Genomic DNA, 19,733 nt, shown 5'->3' on the forward strand with positions numbered 1-19,733 from the left:
GAAGATATTTTCATGTTGCCGCGCCGGGAAGGCGGTCAGGCGTGCAGCGGCGTGACTTCCGGCACGGATCGCGACAGGCAGGTTCCCGGCTTCTCCCCCTCCGCCATCGGATAGCAATACAGGGTGAGACGCGCCCCGCCGGCCGCATCGCCGATGTCCAGCGCGTAGCCGTGCAGGCGCACGATGGCGCTGACGATGCTCAGGCCCAGGCCCGAGCCCGCGGTAGTGCGGCTGTTGTCGCCGCGATAGAAGCGACGCGTCACTGCATCGCGCTCGTCGGCGGGAATGCCCGGCCCGCTGTCGATGATGTCGATGCGCGGACCGCGGCGGTCCATGCTCGCGCGCAGGCTGACGCTGCCGCCCTGCGGCGTGAACTTGATCGCGTTGCCGACCAGGTTGGCAAGGGCCTCGAACAGCAGGTGCGAGTCGCCGCGAATCGGCGCCAGCGGCTGCACGTCCAGGGCGAACGGCTGGCCGCGGTCTTCCGCCACCGGCGCATAGAACTCGTGCACCTGGCGCAGCACGTCGGCGAGGTCGACCTCATCGAAGCAGGCTGCGCGGTGGCGGTCTTCCAGCTCCGATACGCGCAGCAGGGCGCGGAAACGCGTCAGCACGGCATCGATATCGCCGATGCACGCCTCCACCAGGGCCGCCTCGGCTTGCCCGTCGAGCTGCTGCTGCGTGCGATACAGGCGCGCGCGTAGGCGGGTGAGCGGCGTGCGCAGGTCGTGCGCGATGTTGTCGCAGACGCCCTTCACTTCGCTCATCAGGCGCTCGATCTCGCCAAGCATGGTGTTGACGATGCCGGCCAGCAGGTCCAGTTCGTCGCCACGACGGCTGACCGGCAGGCGCCGGGACAAATCGCCCTGGCGGATCGGATCGGTCGCTTCCTGCAAGGCACGGATGCGCTGCTCCGGCCCCCGCCGCAGCAGGAAGCCGCCGAGCAAGCCCGGGATGATGGTCAGCGAGATGCCCCACAGCAGCGCACGGCGAATGATCGCGCCGACGCCGTCGATGGTGCTGGTGTCCTTGGCGATCACCAGAGTCTGGCCATTGGGCAGTTTCGCCGCCAGTCCGCGTGCGCGCACGCGGTCGGCATCGCGGTCGGGCCGCGGCAGGCCGTGCTTGAGCAGGTACACCTTGCCGTCGGGCACCAGCGCGGGCGGCAGGCGGGCGATGTTGCCGGCGATCGGGCGGTTGTCGCGATCGAACAGACCCACCGACATGATGCCGTGGGGGTCGATGGTGCTGGCCGCGTCCACCGTGGCCGCCAGGCGGGCCGGTTCGGTCGCGGCGATGTAGTGCATGCGCTGCTGCAGCACCTGGTCGATCACGCCGTTGAGATAGCGCGTGGTCTCCCACTGGATCACCCCGACGAGGATGAAACCCCAGGCGGCGAACAGCGCGCCGTAGATCAGGATCAGTCGCGAGGTGGCCGAATGCCAGGCGTTGGGACGCACGTTCATGACATCACCGGAATGTTTTCGTGGCCCGCCACGAGCATGTAGCCCGTGCCCCGCACGGTATGGATGAGTGGCACCTGGCCGGCGCCGTCGATCTTGCGGCGCAGCCGGCCGATATGGACGTCGATCACGTTGGTGCCGGGATCGAAGTGAAAGCCCCACACCGTCTCGAAGATCATCGTGCGGGTGAGCACCTGGCCGGAATTTCGCATCAGGAATTCAAGCAGGCGGTATTCGGTGGGCAGCAAGGTCAGTGGCTGGCCGTGGCGATAGGCCACGTGGCTTACCAGGTCGAGCTCGAGGTCGGCCACGCGCAGGCGCTGCGCCGCCTGCGGCTGGCGGCGACGCAGCAGCACTTCGGCGCGCGCGGCCATTTCGTCGGGCGCGAACGGCTTGGTCAGGTAATCGTCGCCACCGGCACGCAGCCCACGCACGCGCTCGTCGACATCACTCAGCGCACTGATCATCAGCACCGGCGTGTCCACGTTGGCGCGGCGGATCTCGGCCACCACGTCGATGCCGTCCATGCCGGGCAGCATGCGGTCCAGCGTGATCAGGTCGTAGGCGCGCCGCGAAGCGCGCTCCAGCCCTTCGCGGCCATTGGCGACCCACTCGGCCAGCATGCCGTGCACGCTGAGCTCGGCGACGATTTCGCGCGCGGTCGTCTCGTCGTCTTCGATCACCAGGACTCGTGGCATGGCGGAATGGTCAGGGGCATCCGGTCTGAGGGCGCGGAAGCGGCCGTGTCTCCGCAAAGCCAAACGGCCCCGAGCGGGGCCGTTGGCATGTTACGCCGTTCGGTGGGCTTACGCGGCGAACAGCCCGCGCATCTTCTTCATGGCGTTGGCCTCGACCTGGCGGATGCGCTCGGCGGACACGCCGTACTCATCGGCCAGATCCTGCAGCGTGGCCTTTTCCTCGTTGAGCCAGCGGCGCTGGATGATGTCGCGCGAGCGCTCGTCCAGCTTCTGCAGCGCGCTCGCCAACGTATCGAGCTGGTTGTCCGCCTGGTCGGCGTCGGACACGTTCTCGTACGGGTCGGCGCCTTCGTCGATCAGGAACGCTTCCGGCGCCGGCTTGGCGTCTTCCTCGGCATCGGCCGGGGCTTCGAAGCCAATGTCGCGACCGGACAGGCGCGATTCCATCTCGCGCACCGTCGCTTCGGGCACGCCCAGGTCCTTGGCCACCGTGCGCACTTCCTCGGCGTTCATCCAGCCCAGGCGCTTCTTGCTCTTGCGCAGGTTGAAGAACAGCTTGCGCTGCGCCTTGGTGGTGGCGACCTTCACGATGCGCCAGTTGCGCAGGATGAACTCGTGCATTTCGGCACGAATCCAGTGCACGGCAAAACTGACCAGGCGCACGCCCTGGTCGGGGTTGAAGCGCTTCACCGCCTTCATCAGGCCGATGTTGCCTTCCTGGATCAGGTCCGACAGCTGCAGGCCGTAGCCGTTGTAGCCGCGGGCCACGTGGACCACGAAGCGCAGGTGCGACATCACCAACTGGCGGGCGGACTCCAGGTCGTTTTCATCGTTGTAGCGGCGCGACAGCGCCTGCTCCTCGTCCTGGCTGAGCACCGGAATCCGATGGACCGCCGAAATATAAGCATCCAGGCTGCCGACGACACTCGGCACCGGAAGGGTGGCGGTCACCAAAGCTTGAGACATGGATGGAACCTCCTGTGAGGGAATCAGCTTAGCACTCGGGTAGTGAGAGTGCTAAAGGCCCCGCAAGTTCAGGGGCCTTTTGTTGAACTGGATAGTACAGGAACTTGGGGCGCTCGTCCAGCAGGACGAGCCGGGGAGGTCGCACTTTGCCCGTCCCCCGGTTCAGGGCATGTGAAACGGCAGTTCAGCCGAATGCGGCGCGTGCCGGCAGGGACCAGTCGATGGCGCCTGCCCCGCGGCTTTCCAGATACCGGTTCGCCGCCGAGAAGTGCCCGCAGCCGATGAAACCGCGGTGCGCTGACAAAGGAGATGGGTGCACCGACTTCAAAACGCAATGGCGGCGGGCGTCGATCAGCTGGCCCTTTTTCTGGGCATACGAGCCCCACAGCATGAAAACCAGCCCTTCCCGCTCCCGGTTGAGGGCATCGATGGCGGCATCTGTGAACCCTTCCCAGCCCTTGCCCTGGTGCGAGGCGGCCAGGCCCTGCTCGACCGTGAGCACGCTGTTGAGCAGCAGCACGCCACGGTCGGCCCAGGGCGTGAGGCAGCCGTGGTCCGGCGCCGGCAGCTCAAGGTCGCGCCGGATCTCCTTGAAGATGTTCTGCAGCGACGGCGGGGCCGGCACGCCAGGGCGTACCGAGAAGCACAGGCCGTGCGCCTGCCCCGGACCGTGGTACGGGTCCTGGCCCAGGATCACCACGCGCACGGCCTCGAACGGGGTGTGCTCGAAGGCGGCGAAGATCTCCGGGCCCGGCGGGAAAATCACCTTGTCGGCCTGCTTCTGGGCACGCAGGAAATCGCCCAGTGCCTGCATGTCCGGTCGTGCCAGGTAGTCGCCGATGCGAGCCTTCCACGAAGGCTCCAGCCGGATGCGATGCTCGTTCACGCCGCCTCGTCGTGTTCGCGCAGGTGCTGCGACACGCGCAACTGGAACAGCAGCTTGGTCATCAACAGCTTTTCCTCGATCGGCTTTTCGACCAGGTCGTTGGCGCCGGCGCGCAGCAGCGCCGCCTGGTTGGCCGGGTTCTCGTCGCCGGTCATCACCAGCACGGGCAAGCGGCCCTTGCTGTAGTGGTATTCGCGGCGAATGCGCTCGAGCAGGTCGCCGCCGGTGAGTTCGCCCTTGAGGCTGACATCGGTGAGCACGATGTCGGCGCCCACCCCACCCTGCGCGCGCGCCGTTTCCAGCAGCGCCAGCGCGTCTTCGGCGCTGATCACGTGATGCACGGTCAGGCCGTGCTTCTCCAGGATGCGGCGGGTGGCGAGCGCGACCACTCGGCTGTCTTCCACGTACAGTACTTCGCCCTGGGCCGAGTCCTGCGGGCGCACGTAGCCGCGGATGAATTCACCCAGCGCCTGGAAGCCCAGCGACTTGTCGAAATAATCGGTGACGTGCTCGCCCAGCGTGCGGCTGTGCAGGCGGCCATCGACGTCGCCCGAGACCACCACGATGGGCACATAGGCCTGCGCCGCCGATTCGCGCACGTGGCGCGCCAGCTCAAGGCCATCCATGTCGGGCAGGCGCAGCGCGATGGTGATGAAATCGAACGCACCGCCTTCGAGCAACTCCTGCGCCTCGGCACCGGTGCCGCAGCCGATCACTTCCGATTCGGGCAGCTCGGCCTTCAGAACACGGGCGATCAGCTGGCGCACGACCTTGGAGCCGTCGACCACCAGCACCCGCGGCGCTGTGCCCACCACACGACTGCTGAAACTCGCACTCATCCCCTGTCACCCACGTATTGGCCGGCCTTCCCTGCCGGCGTCAGATCGATGCGCCCTCCGTGCACCGTCACTCCCAAGCCCGGCCGCCTGCACCGGCTACGCAACCCTCGCATGCCACCTCCGGCACGGCCGTGAGCCCGCGCACGGTTCAGGCCGCCTTGCGCAGCTGCCAGGCACTGACCAGCCGCGCGCCCAGCCAGCCCAGCACGGCCGCGGCCACCGGCACCGCGGCCAGCAGCCACAGCGGCAGCACGTCGATGTGCAGCTTGCCCGCATAGGCATGGCCCAGGCGCTCGACCGGTTCGGCCAGCGCCAGCTCGACCACCACCGCGAAGCCCACCGCCAGCAGGCCGGCGAACACGCCGTACCAGATGCCGGCGTAGAGATAGGGGCGACGGATGAAGGCGCGGCTGGCGCCCACCAGCATCAGTACGCCGATCTCCTCGCTGCGGCTGGCGATGTCCACGCGCACGGTATTGCCGACCACCAGCAGGACCGCCACGGCGAGCAGGCCGGCCAGGACCATCACCACGCGCTGCCCCACGCCCAGCAGGGCTTCGAGGCGCTGCCGCCAGGTGCCGCTGTCCTGCACCTGGTCCACGCCATGCATGTCGCGCAGCTCGGCCACCAGGCGGTCGACGCGGTCGGCGCTGGCGTCCGGCCTGGGCAGCACTTCGAGCACATAGGGCAGCGGGTTGTCGTCCAGCGTGTGCAGCGCGCCGGAAAAACCCTGCATCCTGGCCAGTTCGTCCATGCCCTGCTGCGGCGTCTTCACCGTCACGCTGGCGACTTCGGCGTGATCGCGCAGCTTCTTCGCCATCAGGTCGGCCGCGGTGCCGCTCTGGCCGACCTGCAGGAACGCGCTGATGGTCTGGTTCTGGCCCAGCGCCTCGCCCATCTTCTGCAGGTTGCCCAGCAGCAGGTAGAAGGTCAGCGGCAGCGCCAGCGCGATGGCCATCACCGCCACCGTCAGCAAGGTGCCGACCGGGCGCGAGGTCAGGCGGCGCAGGCTCGCCGCCGCGCTCCAGCCGTGGTGCTCGCGCCAGCTCGCCACCGGGCGCACGCGATGGCGACTGCCGCGGGCGTGCGTTTCGGCCAGCAGCGGGCTCTCGTTGAGCGGAACTTCGGGTTGCGTGCTCACAGCACCTCCTGTGCAGCCACGTCGGCGACCAGACGACCGTGGTCGAGCACGACCACGCGCTTGCGCATGCGCTTGATCAGCGGCAGGTCGTGGCTGGCGATGAGCACGGTCGTGCCCACCTGCTGGAATTCGGCGAACAGGCCCATGATTTCCACGGCGAGGGTGGGATCGAGGTTGCCGGTGGGCTCGTCGGCAATCAGCAGCATCGGCTTGGCCACGATGGCGCGGGCGATGCCCACGCGCTGCTGCTCGCCGGCGGAAAGCGTGGCCGGCAACTGGCGTTCGTAAGCCAGCAGGCCCACTTTCTCCAGGGCGGCGCGCACGCGCTTGCTGCGTTCGTTCGGCGCCATGCCGCCGATCATCAGCGGCAGTTCGACGTTGGCGAAGACGGTGCGGTCCATCAGCAGGCGATGATCCTGGAACACCATGCCCAGGCGACGCCGCAGTTTGGGAATGCCGGTGCGGCCGATCTTGGCCATGTTCTGGCCGTCGAGCGTGATCACCCCATGCGAGGGACGTTCGATCAGGCCCAGCAGTTTCAGCAGCGTGCTCTTGCCCGCGCCGGAGTGCCCGGTGACAAAGGCCATCTCGCCGGCCGCCACCTCAAAGGAAAGCTGCGACAGGGCCTCATGGCCGCCTTCGTAGCGCTTGCTGACTTGATCGAAGCGGATCACCGCGTGCCCCCGATGCCGGATATCGGAAGGATAAGGGAAGCGCGCGCGAAGGTCAGTCGCTTTGTGCAAGTTGGCTGCCGCGGGTTCAGCACGCGGCAGCGGCGGATGCGGACATCGCCATGCCCGTCATTCCGGCGCAAGCCGGAACGACGGGCGGATATCACTCAGCGGCCGGTGAACAGGCGGCTCAGGCGGCGGAAGAAGCCCACCTTCTTGCTGGCCTTGTCTTCGCCCGGGGTGCCGGCGGTGATCGCCACCTGGCGCGAAGGACGCGCGTGGCCGGTCTCGGCACCGTCACGCTCGCGCGAAGGACGACGCTCGCCGCGCGGCGCACGGCCACCTTCGGCGGCGTGGCGGCTTGCGCCGGCCTCGGCGGCCACCGGTGCCTCGCCGTCACGACGACGGTTGCGGCCACCGCGACGACGACGGCGCTTGCGCTCGGCCGCCTCGGCCGACTCGCCCGCGGGGGCGGCGGCGGGCACGGCTTCGGCCGGGATCGCCACCATGGCAGCGCTGCCTTCCGGCAGTTCCTCGACGCGCGGCTTGCGTGGTTCACGCGGCTTGTCGCTGCGCGGCGGACGCGCGCCATCGCGGCCACGGCCGTTGCTGCTGCTGCGCGGGCCCTTGTGCGGCGAACCATCCTTGGCGCGCACTTCCACCTTGTCGCCGAACGCTTCGCTGTCAGCGGCGGCATCGGCGATGAACTGGGCGTCCTGCTCACGCGGCTTGGGCATCACCAGCAGGTCCGGCTCGATGCTGGCCACCGGGATGCGCTGCCCGATATAGGTTTCGATGTCCGGCAGGCTCATCGCGTACAGGTCGCAGGCAAAGCTGATCGCGTCGCCCTCGGCGCCCAGGCGGGCGGTACGGCCGATGCGATGCACGTAGTCCTCGGCGTCCTGCGGCAGGTCGTAGTTGAACACGTGGCTGACCGCCGGGATATGCAGGCCGCGCGCGGCCACGTCGGTACACACCAGCATGTCCAGCTGACCTTCCTGGAAGCGCTGCAGCAGCTTCTGGCGCTTGAGCTGCGGCACGTCGCCGGACAGCGCGCCCACGCGGTAGCCCTGGCGCTTGACGCGATCGGTGATGCGCTCGGCGGCGGCCTTGGTGTTGACGAAGATGATGCTGCGCTCGGCGCTGGTGCGCTCGAGCAGGTTCAGCAGCAGCGGCATCTTCTCTTCCTTGGCGGGGAAGTAGACCAGCTGGCGCACGCGGTCGGCGGTGACGTTCTCGGTCTCCACCTCGAGCTTCTCGGCGTTGTGCATGTGCTCGTAGGCCAGCTCCAGCACGCGGTGGCTCAGCGTGGCGGAGAACAGCAGCACCTGGCGCTGCTCGCGCGCCGGCAGGCGGCGGAAGATGAAGCGCACGTCCTTGATGAAGCCAAGGTCGAACATGCGGTCGGCCTCGTCGATCACCATCACTTCGACGCTGTCCAGGCTGAACACGTGCTGCTTGTAGTAGTCGAGCATGCGGCCGGGGGTGGCGATGATGATGTCGCAGCCGTCCTTGAGCTGCTGGCGCTGCTTGTCGTAATCGACGCCGCCGTAGATGAGCGCGCTGCGCAGGCCGGTATGGCGGCCGATGGCCTTGGCGTCCTTCTCGATCTGGATCGCCAGCTCGCGGGTGGGCGCGATCACCAGGGCGCGCGGATCGCTGTCCTTGCGCTCGGCGACGGCCGGGGTGGTCAGCAGGCGATTCATCATCGCGACCAGGAAGGCGCAGGTCTTGCCCGTGCCGGTCTGGGCCTGCCCGGCGACGTCGCGACCGGTGAGGGCCACCGGCAGGGTCAGCGCCTGGATCGGCGTGCAGCGCGTGAAGCCGGCCTCGTCGAGGCCCTTCTGCAGCAGCGGATGAAGATCGAAGTTGGTGAAAAAAGTATCAGTGAGTACGGTTTGTGACATTAGATGATGGATACATTGATGCGGGCGTCGCACGACGGCGCGCCCGGCTCCCTGGCAGTGAGACGCTCGCGGGAACGGGTGGAAGGTCGGCGGGACCGGGGGCGTGGCGGCAGGCGGAATCCGAAGATCGCACGTGCCGGCAACACGTTTCCGTGGCTGGCGCCGGAGGGAGGCGGCAAATACCGGCAGCTCCGCTGGCATAGGTCAAAGGACTGCATCCCAAGAGTCTGGTTTCCAAGGGAAACCCTTTCACCTATGTCAACGGAACCGTCCGTGGCCGCCCTTGAATCGCTTGAATCGCGCCCCGAGTTACGCTGGAATGGAGACCTGCCGCAACGGCATCAGCCTTCTTCTACGGAACGACCCCGCGCTTCATGGGCAGCCCAGTGTAGCCGATGCTGGGCGCGAGGTTGTCAAACCCTTTCCCGCTACCTACGGAGAACCCGGTGAGCGACCTGATTACCCATGTAAGTGATGACGCCTTCGAGCAGGAAGTGCTCCAGTCCGATACCCCGGTGCTGCTGGACTTCTGGGCCGAGTGGTGCGGCCCGTGCAAGGCCATTGCCCCGATCCTCGACGAGCTGGCCCAGCAGTACCAGGGCAAGCTGCGCATCGCCAAGATCAACATCGATCACAACCAGAAGACGCCCCGTAACTACGGCGTCCGCGGCATTCCGACCCTGATGGTGTTCAAGAACGGCAAGGTCGAAGCCACCCAGATCGGTGCCGTCAGCAAGGGCCAGCTGGCCCAGATGATCGACAAGGCCATCTAAGTTTCTGAATTATTCCTGCCGCGGCGCTTTACGGCGCCGCGCGTCGGGTGCTAGATTCAAACCGTCAGCCGGGACAGTTCTGTCCCCCGCGCCATCCGCGCAACGTCCACCCTCCCTCCTGTAATCAACGGCACCCCGCAGAGGTTTGCCCGTGTCCGATATAGAAAGCAAAGAATCCAACGACGCCAAGAGCGCCGAGCCGAAGCCTGTGGCCGAGCCCCGCACCCGTGCACCGCGCAAGACCGCTGCTGCGGCTGCCGCGGCTGCCGAGGCCAGGGCCGAGAAGCAGGCCCAGCTGGACATGCCGCCGCCTCCACCGGTCGAGCGCTCCGCGCCGCCCGCTGCGGCTCCGGCACCCGTCCAGACCCCGGCTCCGTCGAACCAGGGTGGCGGCGAGCCTGCTGCCCAGGGCGATGGCGGCCAGCGCCAGTCGCAGGAAGCCCGCGAGGGCGGCCAGCAGCAAGGTGGCGGCAACCAGGGCCAGGGCTTCAACAACCGCAATGACCGTGATGGTCGCGGTCGTCGTCGCCGGCACGAGCGCAACAACCAGCAGCGCGGCCCGGGCGGCGGCGGTGGCGGTGGTGGTCAGGGCGGCCAGCAGCGCAGCAGCAACGGCCTGCCGGTCGATGACGACTACGCCGACGCCGGCAGCAACGACCGCCTGATCAACCTGACCGAACTCAAGCGCAAGAACGCGATCCAGTTGCTGGAATTCGCCGAATCGCTGGGCGTGCAGGAAGGCGTGGCGCGTGCCCGCAAGCAGGACGTGGTCTTCAACATCCTCAAGGCGCATGCCCGCTCCGGCGGTGGCATCTGGGCCGAGGGCGTGCTGGAGATCCTGCAGGACGGCTTCGGCTTCCTGCGCTCGGCCGACGAGTCCTACCTGGCCGGTCCGGACGACATCTACGTCTCGCCCAGCCAGATCCGCCGCTTCAACCTGCGTACCGGCGACTACATCACCGGACGCGTGCGCCATCCGAAGGAAGGCGAGCGTTACTTCGCGATGCTCAAGGTCGACGACATCAACGGCGATCCGCCGGAGGCGTCGAAGAACAAGATGCTGTTCGAGAACCTGACGCCGCTGTTCCCGCGCAAGGCGTTCAAGCTCGAGCGTGGCAACGGTTCCACCGAAGACATCACCGGCCGCATCCTGGACCTGGTGGCGCCGATCGGTCGCGGCCAGCGTGGCCTCATCGTGTCGCAGCCGAAGTCCGGCAAGACCATGATGCTGCAGAACATCGCCCAGGCCATCCAGTACAACCATCCCGACGTCCATCTGATCATGTTGCTGATCGATGAGCGTCCGGAAGAAGTGACGGAAATCGCCCGCACCGTTCGCGCCGAAGTGATCTCCTCAACCTTCGACGAGCCGGCCGTGCGCCACGTGCAGGTCGCCGAAATGGTGATCGAGCGCGCCAAGCGCCTGGTCGAGCACAAGAAGGACGTGGTGATCCTGCTCGACTCGATCACCCGCCTGGCCCGCGCCTACAACACCGTGGTGCCGAGCTCCGGCAAGGTGCTCACCGGTGGCGTGGACGCCAACGCGCTGCAGCGCCCGAAGCGCTTCTTCGGTGCCGCGCGCAACGTGGAAGAAGGCGGCAGCCTGACCATCATCGCCACCGCGCTGACCGACACCGGCAGCAAGATGGACGAGGTGATCTACGAAGAGTTCAAGGGCACCGGCAACATGGAAGTGCACCTGAGCCGCCGCATCTCCGAGAAGCGCGTGTACCCGGCCATCGACATCAACCGCTCCGGCACCCGCCGCGAGGACCTGCTGATCGAGCCGGACATGCTTTCGAAGATCTGGATCCTGCGCAAGTTGCTGCATCCGATGGACGAGCTGGCCGCGATGGAGTTCATGCTCGACAAGATGAAGAACACCAAGTCCAACGACGAGTTCTTCAATTCGATGAAGCGCTGATTCGTCAGCGCCACGTCGGGACAAGGGCCGCCGCAAGGCGGCCTTTGCTTTTCCGCCCCCGCCCCGGCGACGCGGGGCGCCAGGCCTAGGCTGTATGGCCTATTTCCGGCCGTTCCGGCCGACGACCTAATGGGCGCTGCCGCCCGGCTTTGCTCCAAGCAGGTACGCCACGACGCCCGGCGTCGCGCATCGCCCCTGCTTCATTGCGGACCGGAACGGGAAGCCTCATGCGCCACTCGCCCTTGCTCGTCGCCTCTTGCCTGCGCGCACCCCGCCTGTGTCTTTGCTCGTCGCACGCGCGCGCCGGGCTCCGCACGCTTATCTCTCCATGCGGTGAATGTCAGTCGTGACCAAGCACCTTCGCGCGCCGCGAAGGAATCCACCATCCAGCGAATGCGGGCCCATGGCCCGAGGGAGGTTTCCATGAAGAGCATGACACCCTGGCTTGTCCTTGCCCTGGCAACGGCCTGCGCCGCGGGCACCCACGCGGCCGAGGCGGCCAAGGCCACCGTGATCCGCGATTACACCGACACCGTGGCGCCGGCCGACCAGCTGGCCTACGAGGCGGGCATCAAGCGTTTCAACGAGTGCCTGAGCCAGCACGGTTTCAAATACACCTGGACCGCGTGGACCCACGAGACCGGCGATACCTACACCTATTCCTACACCACCGACCCGCTGCCGTGGAGCGGCTTCGACGCCATGCAGGCCGCGGGCAAGGCCTGCGACGGCGCGCTCCGTTCGGAGGTGAATCCGCACCTCAAGAGCGAATTCAGCGCGTTCATGGAGACCCAGCCCGACATGAGCCACATGGCCAAGGGCATGGGCATCTCGGCCCCGTACATCGAGGTGATCTACTTCAAGCTGAAGTTCGGCCACGAAAACCGCGAAGCCTTCACCACCGTGGTGAAGAAGATCGCCGCGGCCGCCGAGAAGTCCAAATGGCCGTACTACTTCGCGACCGCATCGGTCCGCGGCGGCGGTGGCGACGCACCGGACTATGTCGTCGTGCTGCCGTCCAAGAGCTGGGCCGACCTGGGCATGGACGACAACCCGCCGCTGTGGACGATGGTCGAGAATGCCTACGGCAAGGAAGAGGCGCAGGCGATGCGCAAGTCGCTCAACGACGCCGTGCAGAGCCAGGCTTCGCACGTCGACAGCTACAACGCCGAACTGAGCTACAAGGCCTCGGGCAAGTAGCCGCCCGCAGCTGCCGTCAGCCGACAGAGGCCGCCTTGCTGCGGCCTCTGTCGTTCATGCGCGCAGGGCGCGCGACCGCTCAGCCGTTGCCCCCGAAGTCGGTCACCAGCGAGACGCGGCGATTGGCCATGCCCTTTTCGCCCGACTCACCCGGGACGACCTGGCGATTCTTGACCTCGCCATAGCTCACCGCGCGCACCTGGCTGGCGCTCAGTCCGCCGGTGTTGATCAGGTAGTCGCGCACCGCTTCGGCGCGCTTGAGCGCAAGGCGCTTGTTGTAGCCCGGCGAACCCGATGGATCGGCGAAGCCTTCGGCGGTGACCACCGCCTGGGAATGATGCTCGCGCAACACCTTCGCATAATCGTCGAGCAGCGGCTTGTCTTCCTCGCGCACGTCGGACTTGTTGGTATCGAAATGCGCGACCGTGTCGACACGGATGCGTCCCGCCATCTCGGCGATCTGCGTGTCGTACTTGGCGAACTTCTGCTCCATCTCCTGCTTGATGGCATCGATCTCCTGCTGCTGCTTCTGATCGTTGCCACGCAGCTCGGCAATGGCGCTGTCGAAATCGGTCTGCTTGACGTAGCCCGTGCAACCACCAAGCGCTACGACGAAGACACCGACGATTCCATAACCGATCCTACCGCCCACGCTTGCCATGACCCATCTCCTCTCATGCGCGCCACGCTTGCGCGCACGCCGGCAGCGATGGCGTCGCAAGATGGTCGCGACACGGAAGTATCCACTCGGTATGTCAAGTTCGCGCCAATTTGACGTGTTCGGCACGACGCGTCTTTAGGCGCCGTGCAGCGCGCATACAGAAAACCATCGCCGCCTGGATGAACCACGCCGCGCCCTTCGCGCAGCGTGCGCCGTCGTCGGGAAACGCCACGTGAAGTCGCGCTAGCGCTCGTGCTCGATGTCCTCGGGCAGGACGACCCAGCCATGCATGCAGTCTTCGAACACCGATACGTTGGGCCGGGGAAACGAGGCATCAGCAAACGCGCCCACCGGAATGCCGACCAGATGATCGAGCCCGTCCAGCTGGTAATGCACGGTCGCGCCGCACGCGGGGCAAAAATAGAAGCGGGCCTTGCCGCCGGATTCGCCCACGCGCATGTAGCGCGACGAGCGACCGCGCGGCGTGACGTTCTCGGCCGCGAAGCGGGCCTGCACGCCGAACACGCTGCCGGTTCGTCGCTGGCAGGCATGGCAATGGCAGATGGAGACGCGCAGCGGCTCGCCGGTGGTCTCGACGGTAAGCTGCCCACAACTGCAGGAGGCAAGGCGCTGGGTCATGCGGTAGCCCGTTGATGCCGGTGGAAGGTCTGCCTTCGCGGCGAAGCGTAACGGTTTGCGCCGCGGGTGGCCTCAGCCGTCGCCGTCAGCTTCGTGCAGGCCCGCGCCGGCCCCGTCCAGCCACAGGCTGAAGCCGAACACCGGCAAGGCGCCCTGCATGAAGTCGAGATCCAGCGTGCGCTCGAAGCCGAGCCGCTCGTACATGCTCCACGCCACCCGCATCGCCTCGGTCGTGTGCAGCACCACGCGGGCGTGGCGCTTGTCCCGGGCGAGGCGGATGCAGGCCTCGGTCAGGGCCCGGCCCACGCCCATGCCCCGCGCGAGCGGGCTGACGCCTAGCAGGCGGATGCCCGAGGCACGGGTCACCGCGGTCGCGGTGCCGCCAGACCCATAGGCGGCCATGTCACCGAAATACACCACGCCGCCCACCAGCAGGCCGTCGCCGGTCATGGCCACCAGCACCCGCGTGTCGACCTTGGTCGCGAAGTCGCCGATGTTGGCCAGCATCTCGTAATAGCGCGGCTGCTCGACCGGCGAAGGGAAGCCTTCCAGCTGCGAATAGACCTCGACCATCAGCTGCCCGAGCGGGCCGTGTTCGTCGTGCCGGATGTCGCGAATGGTGAGTGGCGTCGTCATGGCAGTTTCCCGGCCCCTGGGTGCAGGGACAGGATACCCGCCAAGGCCGGGGCCCATGAAGGGACAGTCGGGCCGCCGGCCTCGCGTGCTACGGTCTGGGCGCCTGCCGCACGACCATGGAGCCAGCCAGTGTCCCGATTCTTCCTGCCGCTGCTTGCCGCCGTGCTTGCACTGTCCGCCTTCGCAGGCACGCCACCGGCCGCGCCGAACTTGCGCGTGATGAGTTTCAACGTGCGCGTGCCGGTGGTCTCCGATGGCCCGAACCGCTGGGAGGCGCGACGCGACCTGATGGTACGCACCATCCGCGAGCAGCACCCCGATGTGCTGGGCACGCAGGAACTGCACCAGGAACAGGGCGACTACATCGTGGGCAAACTGCCCGAGTACACCTGGTTCGGCATCGACCGCTTCGGCGGCCACGCCGACGAACACATGGGCGTGTTCTACCGCAAGGACGTTCTGCGCCTGAAGGATTCCGGCAATTACTGGTTGTCCGACACGCCCGACCAGCCCGGCAGCATCACCTGGGGCCATCCCTATCCGCGCATGGTCACCTGGGCGCTGTTCGAGGTGAAGGCGACGGGACGCACGTTCTACTACCTCAACACCCACCTGCCCTACCGGCCCGAAGACGAACCGGCGCGGATCAAGGGTGCGCAGGAAATCCTCGCGCGCCTGGTCCAGCTTCCGCCGGACGTCCCCATCGTGCTCACCGGCGACCTCAATACCGACGCCAGCAGCCCCACCTATGCACTGCTCGCCGGCGCCCTGCAGGACGCGCGTGCCAGCGCACCGCAAGTCGAGGGCCCGGCAGAAACCTTCCACGACTTCACCGGCCACGCCGACCAGCGCATCGACTTCATCCTGAGCCGCGGCTTTCGTGCCACGCGCTTCGCCACCATCACCACGCAAGAGAACGGACGCTATCCGTCGGACCACTTCCCGGTGGTGGCGGACCTGTCATGGAAGCCAGCGTCGCACTGATCGGCGCGTGGCAAGCGGTCACGCGGCCCGGCCATCGTCCCCGGGCAGCTTGGCACCGATCCATTCGATGATGAAGGCATTCAGCGCCACTCGCTCGGGCACCTCGATGCCGGCATCGCGAACGAAGGCGGCAGCCGCCTTGATCAGCGACTGCCGCGACAGGCTCGTGGCCTGGCGTGCCGCCGCCTGCTTCTGGCGTAGCTGGACGATGTGGGCCGACGGTCTCCCGGGCTTGGCGAACTTCTGATAGCGACGCAGTTCGTCTGCCGCCAGCGCGGTGTCGAACGCCGCCTGCAGCGTCGCCTTGCGCGCCGTCAGCAGCGCGACCAATGCAGCCACCGCTGCTGTCGGTACTCCAGCTTGAGCCAGTGCCGCAGGCACACTCGCATCCGCCTCCGTGGCTGCCGACGCGCCAAGACGCTCCAGCGACGCGAGCAAGTCCTGCTGGGGAAAACGCATGGGCGATGTCATGGGAGCACCTGGGCCGTTCAACCGGCAGCCATCTCGGCCAGCTTCGCCACCGTGTTCATATTGCGCGCCGTTCCCGCGCTGGCGGCAGGGATCTTCAGCTTGGAATGGGCCATGCCTTCACCGTAGCAGACATAGATTTCGCGCCGGCCGAGCTTGACGATTTCGTCCGTGCACCCGGTGATGCTGGCGAGCGCATCCGCCGGCGGCGCGGCTTCGATGAAAATGGCGATGACGCGATTGGGCGCCGCCTTCGGAAACGGATTGGCGGCAGCGACGGCGGACATCTCGGCCGCGGTGCGCACGTGCACGGCCACGGGCTTTCCGGCATGGGCATGCAGCCGCTTTTCGATCGCGGCCCGCACCTGCGCTTCGGACTTCTTGCTGCTGAAGACCACATTGCCGCTGGCAATGTAGGTGCGCACGTCGTCGAAGCCGGCGTCCTCGCACATGGCCTTCAGCTCGCTCATCGGCAGCTTGCCGGTGCCACCGACATTGACGGCGCGCAACAAGGCAACGAATGCAGTCATCTCGCTTTCCTCAGGCCAACAGAACCGGGCGCACTCAGGTGACGTCGCTGCCCAGGCGCAGATTGATGCCCAGCAAGGTGGCCAGCTCACGCATCGGCTCGGCGTCGCGCGTCAGCGTAATCCAGCCCGCATAACTGCCATCGTCGGTTTCCCGCGCCCACAAGGTATAACCATGCGGCGCGAGGCTGTCGTAGGCGGTGGCGAACAGTGATGCGGCGTCCACGTCGACATGGAACTCGTCATCTTCCGGATCGCCATCCCAGTCGATCGACAGGTTCCAGCGCGACACCAGCTCGTCGATGGCCTGCACCAGCGCCCGCGTGTCGTCCGCCTCCACCTGGAAGCCCGAGCGCCAGTCGATGACCTGCCCGATCACGCGCACCGGCTCGATCTCCTCCTCGTCGGCATCGCCCACTGCCTCGCGGTAGGCCGTGAACTGCTGGAACGCCGTATCGTCGTCGCCCGGATTGATCAGCAGCAACAGCTGCCAGACATGCGCGTCCAGCGAGTCATCGTCTTCGTCGTGCTCGTCGAAGTGGCGCTCGGTGTCGAAATCGTCGTCGGAGGAGTTCATGGGTGCTTGGCGGAAAGGCGAAGCTGCATGATCGCGCTCCCTGCGCCGGTTGCAAAGCGCCACGTGGCGATGCACCCGGCATGGCCGGGCCGGATCTGGCACGTAGGTGGCAGGGAAGCCCAGCTCAGTGACGTGAAGAAGCGCTCTTGCGCGCACGCTTGGTGGCGTACATCGCGGCATCGGCCTGGGCCAGCAGGCTTTCCGGGTCGCGGGCGTCGTAGGCGGCGGTGATCACGCCAATGCTGGGGCCGGCGTAGTCGATGACCTGGCCGTCCAGGTTGAAGCGGCCGGTGGTGGCGTGCTACAGGCGGGACTGCAGTGCCGCGAGCGTGGCCCCGGCATCGGCACGCGGCGGGCTGGCCAGCACCACGAACTCGTCGCCACCCAGCCGGGCGGCAAAGTCGCCCGCGCGCAGCGCGCCCTGCAGCCGGCTGCCGATGGCGACCAGGAAACGGTCGCCGGCATCGTGCCCGTACTGGTCGTTGATGGCCTTGAACTGGTCCAGGTCGACGAACGCCACCAGCAGCGCCTGCTGACCGGCCCCCAGCGAGGCCAGGCGCCGGTGCATTTCGTCCATCAGCGCGCGCCGGTTGGGCAGTTGCGTGGTGGCATCGGTCAGCGCACTCACGGCGAGCGTGTCGTTGGCATGGCGCAAGGCCTGCACCAGCCGCTCGCGCTCGACCTGCTGCGCGATCAGGCGCGAAAACATCTGCAACACCTGCTCGGCGCCATCGGCCAGCGGCCGGCGTTCGTCGCTGGCCGCGCACAGGGTGCCGTAGAGCGTGCCATCGTCGGTGCGCACGGCGGTGCTGGCATAGGTGGCGATGCCCAGTGCGCGAGCCGGCGCCGAGTCGGCCCAGCAGTGGGCGACGTCATCGGTATAGGGCAGGCCTTCCTCCAGCGCGCGTTTGCACAGCGTGCCTTCCCACGGCACCGACAGGCCCTCGGGAATCTGCAGGCGGCGCGTGTTGCGCGCAAACAGGATGTACTGGAAGCCCGCCGCCTGATCGATGGTGGTCAGGTAGGTCGATTCGAGCCCGGTGACGGTCTGCAGCAATTCGAGCAATGGCCGCACCAGCTCTTCCAGCGTGCGCGCGCTGGTCATCGAGGCCGCCAGCGTGCCCACGAAACTGAGCGCCGGCGCGTTGAGTTGGGACGTCGTGATCATCGCGGAATTCATCGGCGGCGGCGGGAAGTCATGGAGTTGGCCACAGGGCAGGACGGGCCCATTTCATCTGGCCGCGGCCGCGCTTGCAATGCCCCCGGGGCGGCGGGCCCGTTCAGTACACCCACGGGATCAGCCGCTTGGTGCGCGCGGCGTACTGCCGATAGGACTCGCCAAAGGCCGCCGCCAGCGCCGCATCCTCCTCGCGGATGCGATAGAGGTAGATGAACGTGGTGATGCCCATCATCACGACCACGCTCCACCAGTTGCCCAGCGCCAGCGCGAAGCCCAGGAAGCCCAGCAGCGCGCCCAGGTAGCTCGGGTGGCGTATGCGACGGTACAGCCCGGTCTGCTTGAGCTGGTGGTCGGTGCGCACGGCCACATTCGGGGTATGCAGACGGCCAAGCTGCATGATCGCCGCCGTACGGATGGCGATGCCGATGACCAGGATCACCAGGCCAGTGACCTGCAGGGGAACACTGTCCATGGCGCCTGCCCTGCCGTACGCCAGCGCGATGCTGATGGCATAGGCGATCGGGTTGCCGATCATCAGCAGCCTCAGCGACTGGCGATCACGATTTTCCGACTCGCTGCTCTTCAGGCGGAACACCACCATGGCATCGATGAAGAGCCAGACGAAGAAGACGACATAGGCGATCTCGCGCACAGTGTGCATGGCCTGCCCTGTGGGTCTGGCGTCGGAAGCGGACCTCGCCAGCTTGCCTCGCAGGCGCAGCGGCAACAAGTCCCGCCGGCGGCGGCATGCAAGGCTGGCGACGGGCGATCCCGTCGGCGCCTGTTCCACCACGACGAACGGCACATGAAACGATGGGTCGTGGCGATACATTGGCCGCCAGCCACGGGAGATTGCCATGCAGCGCGTCCTGCCTCACGCGATGATGTTGCTTGCCGTTGTTGCTGCCTGCACGGCGCACGCCACCGAAGACGTCGTGGCGAAGATCAGGCGCCAGTCGCAGGAGTTCTCCGATGCATCCGCCTCGGGCGATACCGCGACGCTCGCGCGCTACCTCGACGACCGCGTGGTCTTCATCAACGAAGGCGGCGACATCGCCACCAGGCAGGACATCATCACGCCCGGCCCTGCGGGACCCAAGGCGGTCAGCAACCGGCTCGTGCAATCGGACTTCCATATCGAACTGCACGGCAAGGTCGCCGTCACCAGTTTTACCGACAACGCCACCGTGCAACTCGGCGACCAGGCCATGCGGCCGCGCTTCCGTTCAACAGAAGTCTGGCTCGACGAGGGCGACGCCTGGCGCATGATTTCCAGCCAGACCGTGGCGCTCTCCGATGACCCGCCGAGCGTGGTGCTCGCTCCTGAGGCGCTGGACGAGTACGTCGGCACCTATCGGGCGGCGCCGGGCTTCACCGTCACCATCGCCAGGCAGGGCAACCAACTTGTCAGCGCCACCAATGGCGCCGCGCCCACGCCGCTGCTGGCCGAAGCGCGCGACGTGCTGTTTACGCCGGGCCAGGCGCGTGCACGCCGGATCTTCGAGCGCGATGGCCACGGCAAGGTGACCGGATTCTCGTCGCGGCGCGAAGGCCACGGTTTCGAGTTCCGCAAGGTCGGCTGAGCACCCGGCG

The 19,733-nt window shown here is 67.1% G+C and carries 21 protein-coding genes; 5 read left to right on the forward strand and 16 right to left on the reverse strand.

What is annotated here, in order from left to right:
* Nucleotides 1–35: 35 nt before the first annotated feature.
* The 8 genes from ACXU4B_RS10050 to ACXU4B_RS10085 form a co-directional block, all read right to left on the reverse strand.
* Nucleotides 36–1,466 carry a sensor histidine kinase gene (locus ACXU4B_RS10050; protein ID WP_131410104.1) on the reverse strand — a complete coding sequence of 477 codons (1,431 nt, stop codon included), beginning with the start codon at nucleotides 1,464–1,466 and terminating at the stop codon, nucleotides 36–38.
* Nucleotides 1,463–2,161, reverse strand: coding sequence for a response regulator transcription factor (locus tag ACXU4B_RS10055; protein ID WP_131410106.1), 699 nt, complete (start codon nucleotides 2,159–2,161; stop codon nucleotides 1,463–1,465). The genes ACXU4B_RS10050 and ACXU4B_RS10055 overlap by 4 nt, the downstream gene beginning before the upstream one ends.
* Nucleotides 2,162–2,269: 108 nt before the next feature.
* Nucleotides 2,270–3,127: an RNA polymerase sigma factor RpoH gene (gene rpoH, locus ACXU4B_RS10060; RefSeq protein ID WP_131410108.1), complete on the reverse strand. Its 858-nt coding sequence runs from the start codon at nucleotides 3,125–3,127 to the stop codon at nucleotides 2,270–2,272.
* Between the two features lie 184 nt (nucleotides 3,128–3,311).
* Nucleotides 3,312–4,013, reverse strand: coding sequence for a uracil-DNA glycosylase (ung, locus tag ACXU4B_RS10065; RefSeq protein ID WP_131410110.1), 702 nt, complete (start codon nucleotides 4,011–4,013; stop codon nucleotides 3,312–3,314).
* Nucleotides 4,010–4,852 carry a response regulator gene (locus ACXU4B_RS10070; protein WP_131410112.1) on the reverse strand — a complete coding sequence of 281 codons (843 nt, stop codon included), beginning with the start codon at nucleotides 4,850–4,852 and terminating at the stop codon, nucleotides 4,010–4,012. The genes ung and ACXU4B_RS10070 overlap by 4 nt, the downstream gene beginning before the upstream one ends.
* Nucleotides 4,853–5,000: 148 nt before the next feature.
* Entirely contained in the window at nucleotides 5,001–5,993 is a 993-nt protein-coding gene (gene ftsX / locus ACXU4B_RS10075) for a permease-like cell division protein FtsX (RefSeq protein WP_131410114.1), read from the reverse strand.
* The gene (ftsE, locus tag ACXU4B_RS10080) at nucleotides 5,990–6,667 is read right to left on the reverse strand and encodes a cell division ATP-binding protein FtsE (protein WP_131410116.1); all 678 of its coding nucleotides are present in this window, start codon (nucleotides 6,665–6,667) and stop codon (nucleotides 5,990–5,992) included. The genes ftsX and ftsE overlap by 4 nt, the downstream gene beginning before the upstream one ends.
* Nucleotides 6,668–6,831: 164 nt before the next feature.
* Nucleotides 6,832–8,571 carry a DEAD/DEAH box helicase gene (locus ACXU4B_RS10085; protein WP_131410118.1) on the reverse strand — a complete coding sequence of 580 codons (1,740 nt, stop codon included), beginning with the start codon at nucleotides 8,569–8,571 and terminating at the stop codon, nucleotides 6,832–6,834.
* A gap of 446 nt (nucleotides 8,572–9,017) precedes the next feature.
* On the opposite strand from ACXU4B_RS10085, the gene trxA reads away from it, so the two are divergent.
* The 3 genes from trxA (at nucleotide 9,018) to ACXU4B_RS10100 (ending at nucleotide 12,468) form a co-directional block, all read left to right on the forward strand.
* Complete coding sequence (gene trxA / locus ACXU4B_RS10090) at nucleotides 9,018–9,344, forward strand: thioredoxin TrxA (protein ID WP_131410120.1); 327 nt, start codon at nucleotides 9,018–9,020, stop codon at nucleotides 9,342–9,344.
* 151 nt (nucleotides 9,345–9,495) lie between these two features.
* Nucleotides 9,496–11,268: a transcription termination factor Rho gene (gene rho, locus ACXU4B_RS10095; protein ID WP_131410122.1), complete on the forward strand. Its 1,773-nt coding sequence runs from the start codon at nucleotides 9,496–9,498 to the stop codon at nucleotides 11,266–11,268.
* A 423-nt stretch (nucleotides 11,269–11,691) separates the two neighbouring features.
* Nucleotides 11,692–12,468: a hypothetical protein gene (locus tag ACXU4B_RS10100; protein ID WP_131410124.1), complete on the forward strand. Its 777-nt coding sequence runs from the start codon at nucleotides 11,692–11,694 to the stop codon at nucleotides 12,466–12,468.
* A 79-nt stretch (nucleotides 12,469–12,547) separates the two neighbouring features.
* On the opposite strand, the gene ACXU4B_RS10105 is transcribed toward ACXU4B_RS10100, so the two are convergent.
* The 3 genes from ACXU4B_RS10105 to ACXU4B_RS10115 form a co-directional block, all read right to left on the reverse strand.
* Nucleotides 12,548–13,129, reverse strand: coding sequence for an OmpA family protein (locus tag ACXU4B_RS10105; RefSeq protein WP_131410126.1), 582 nt, complete (start codon nucleotides 13,127–13,129; stop codon nucleotides 12,548–12,550).
* A 243-nt stretch (nucleotides 13,130–13,372) separates the two neighbouring features.
* A complete protein-coding gene (locus tag ACXU4B_RS10110; protein ID WP_131410128.1) occupies nucleotides 13,373–13,768 on the reverse strand; it encodes a GFA family protein in 396 nt (131 codons plus the stop codon).
* A 72-nt stretch (nucleotides 13,769–13,840) separates the two neighbouring features.
* Nucleotides 13,841–14,404, reverse strand: coding sequence for a GNAT family N-acetyltransferase (locus ACXU4B_RS10115; protein WP_131410130.1), 564 nt, complete (start codon nucleotides 14,402–14,404; stop codon nucleotides 13,841–13,843).
* Nucleotides 14,405–14,533: 129 nt separating this feature from the next.
* Between ACXU4B_RS10115 and ACXU4B_RS10120 the strand changes: the two genes are divergently transcribed.
* A complete protein-coding gene (locus ACXU4B_RS10120) occupies nucleotides 14,534–15,388 on the forward strand; it encodes an endonuclease/exonuclease/phosphatase family protein (protein ID WP_131410132.1) in 855 nt (284 codons plus the stop codon).
* An 18-nt stretch (nucleotides 15,389–15,406) separates the two neighbouring features.
* Here ACXU4B_RS10120 and ACXU4B_RS10125 read toward each other — a convergent pair whose 3' ends face one another.
* The 5 genes from ACXU4B_RS10125 to ACXU4B_RS10145 form a co-directional block, all read right to left on the reverse strand.
* Nucleotides 15,407–15,847, reverse strand: coding sequence for a hypothetical protein (locus tag ACXU4B_RS10125; protein ID WP_458910864.1), 441 nt, complete (start codon nucleotides 15,845–15,847; stop codon nucleotides 15,407–15,409).
* A 29-nt stretch (nucleotides 15,848–15,876) separates the two neighbouring features.
* Nucleotides 15,877–16,386: a DUF1697 domain-containing protein gene (locus ACXU4B_RS10130; RefSeq protein WP_131410136.1), complete on the reverse strand. Its 510-nt coding sequence runs from the start codon at nucleotides 16,384–16,386 to the stop codon at nucleotides 15,877–15,879.
* Nucleotides 16,387–16,420: 34 nt separating this feature from the next.
* Entirely contained in the window at nucleotides 16,421–16,960 is a 540-nt protein-coding gene (locus ACXU4B_RS10135; RefSeq protein ID WP_131410138.1) for a DUF6630 family protein, read from the reverse strand.
* Nucleotides 16,961–17,261: 301 nt separating this feature from the next.
* On the reverse strand, nucleotides 17,262–18,128 hold the full coding sequence (locus ACXU4B_RS10140) for a GGDEF domain-containing protein (protein ID WP_205746548.1): 867 nt from the start codon (nucleotides 18,126–18,128) through the stop codon (nucleotides 17,262–17,264).
* Nucleotides 18,129–18,240: 112 nt separating this feature from the next.
* Nucleotides 18,241–18,801, reverse strand: coding sequence for a methyltransferase family protein (locus tag ACXU4B_RS10145; RefSeq protein WP_458910865.1), 561 nt, complete (start codon nucleotides 18,799–18,801; stop codon nucleotides 18,241–18,243).
* Between the two features lie 196 nt (nucleotides 18,802–18,997).
* Here ACXU4B_RS10145 and ACXU4B_RS10150 point away from each other — a divergent pair, with 196 nt between their 5' ends.
* Nucleotides 18,998–19,723, forward strand: coding sequence for a nuclear transport factor 2 family protein (locus ACXU4B_RS10150; protein ID WP_131410141.1), 726 nt, complete (start codon nucleotides 18,998–19,000; stop codon nucleotides 19,721–19,723).
* Nucleotides 19,724–19,733: the final 10 nt, after the last annotated feature.

Source organism: Dyella soli (genome assembly GCF_054482295.1).

Excerpts from the sequence above, each read along its gene's own strand:
- ACXU4B_RS10050 (WP_131410104.1), bottom strand. The coding sequence starts at position 1,466 with ATGAACGTGCGTCCCAACGCCTGGCATTCGGCCACCTCGCGACTGATC.
- ACXU4B_RS10055 (WP_131410106.1), bottom strand. The coding sequence starts at position 2,161 with ATGCCACGAGTCCTGGTGATCGAAGACGACGAGACGACCGCGCGCGAA.
- rpoH (WP_131410108.1), bottom strand. The coding sequence starts at position 3,127 with ATGTCTCAAGCTTTGGTGACCGCCACCCTTCCGGTGCCGAGTGTCGTC.
- ACXU4B_RS10070 (WP_131410112.1), bottom strand. The coding sequence starts at position 4,852 with ATGAGTGCGAGTTTCAGCAGTCGTGTGGTGGGCACAGCGCCGCGGGTG.
- ACXU4B_RS10085 (WP_131410118.1), bottom strand. The coding sequence starts at position 8,571 with ATGTCACAAACCGTACTCACTGATACTTTTTTCACCAACTTCGATCTT.
- ACXU4B_RS10100 (WP_131410124.1), top strand. The coding sequence starts at position 11,692 with ATGAAGAGCATGACACCCTGGCTTGTCCTTGCCCTGGCAACGGCCTGC.
- ACXU4B_RS10105 (WP_131410126.1), bottom strand. The coding sequence starts at position 13,129 with ATGGCAAGCGTGGGCGGTAGGATCGGTTATGGAATCGTCGGTGTCTTC.
- ACXU4B_RS10110 (WP_131410128.1), bottom strand. The coding sequence starts at position 13,768 with ATGACCCAGCGCCTTGCCTCCTGCAGTTGTGGGCAGCTTACCGTCGAG.
- ACXU4B_RS10115 (WP_131410130.1), bottom strand. The coding sequence starts at position 14,404 with ATGACGACGCCACTCACCATTCGCGACATCCGGCACGACGAACACGGC.
- ACXU4B_RS10125 (WP_458910864.1), bottom strand. The coding sequence starts at position 15,847 with ATGCGTTTTCCCCAGCAGGACTTGCTCGCGTCGCTGGAGCGTCTTGGC.
- ACXU4B_RS10130 (WP_131410136.1), bottom strand. The coding sequence starts at position 16,386 with ATGACTGCATTCGTTGCCTTGTTGCGCGCCGTCAATGTCGGTGGCACC.
- ACXU4B_RS10135 (WP_131410138.1), bottom strand. The coding sequence starts at position 16,960 with ATGAACTCCTCCGACGACGATTTCGACACCGAGCGCCACTTCGACGAG.
- ACXU4B_RS10140 (WP_205746548.1), bottom strand. The coding sequence starts at position 18,128 with ATGATCACGACGTCCCAACTCAACGCGCCGGCGCTCAGTTTCGTGGGC.
- ACXU4B_RS10145 (WP_458910865.1), bottom strand. The coding sequence starts at position 18,801 with ATGCACACTGTGCGCGAGATCGCCTATGTCGTCTTCTTCGTCTGGCTC.
- ACXU4B_RS10150 (WP_131410141.1), top strand. The coding sequence starts at position 18,998 with ATGCAGCGCGTCCTGCCTCACGCGATGATGTTGCTTGCCGTTGTTGCT.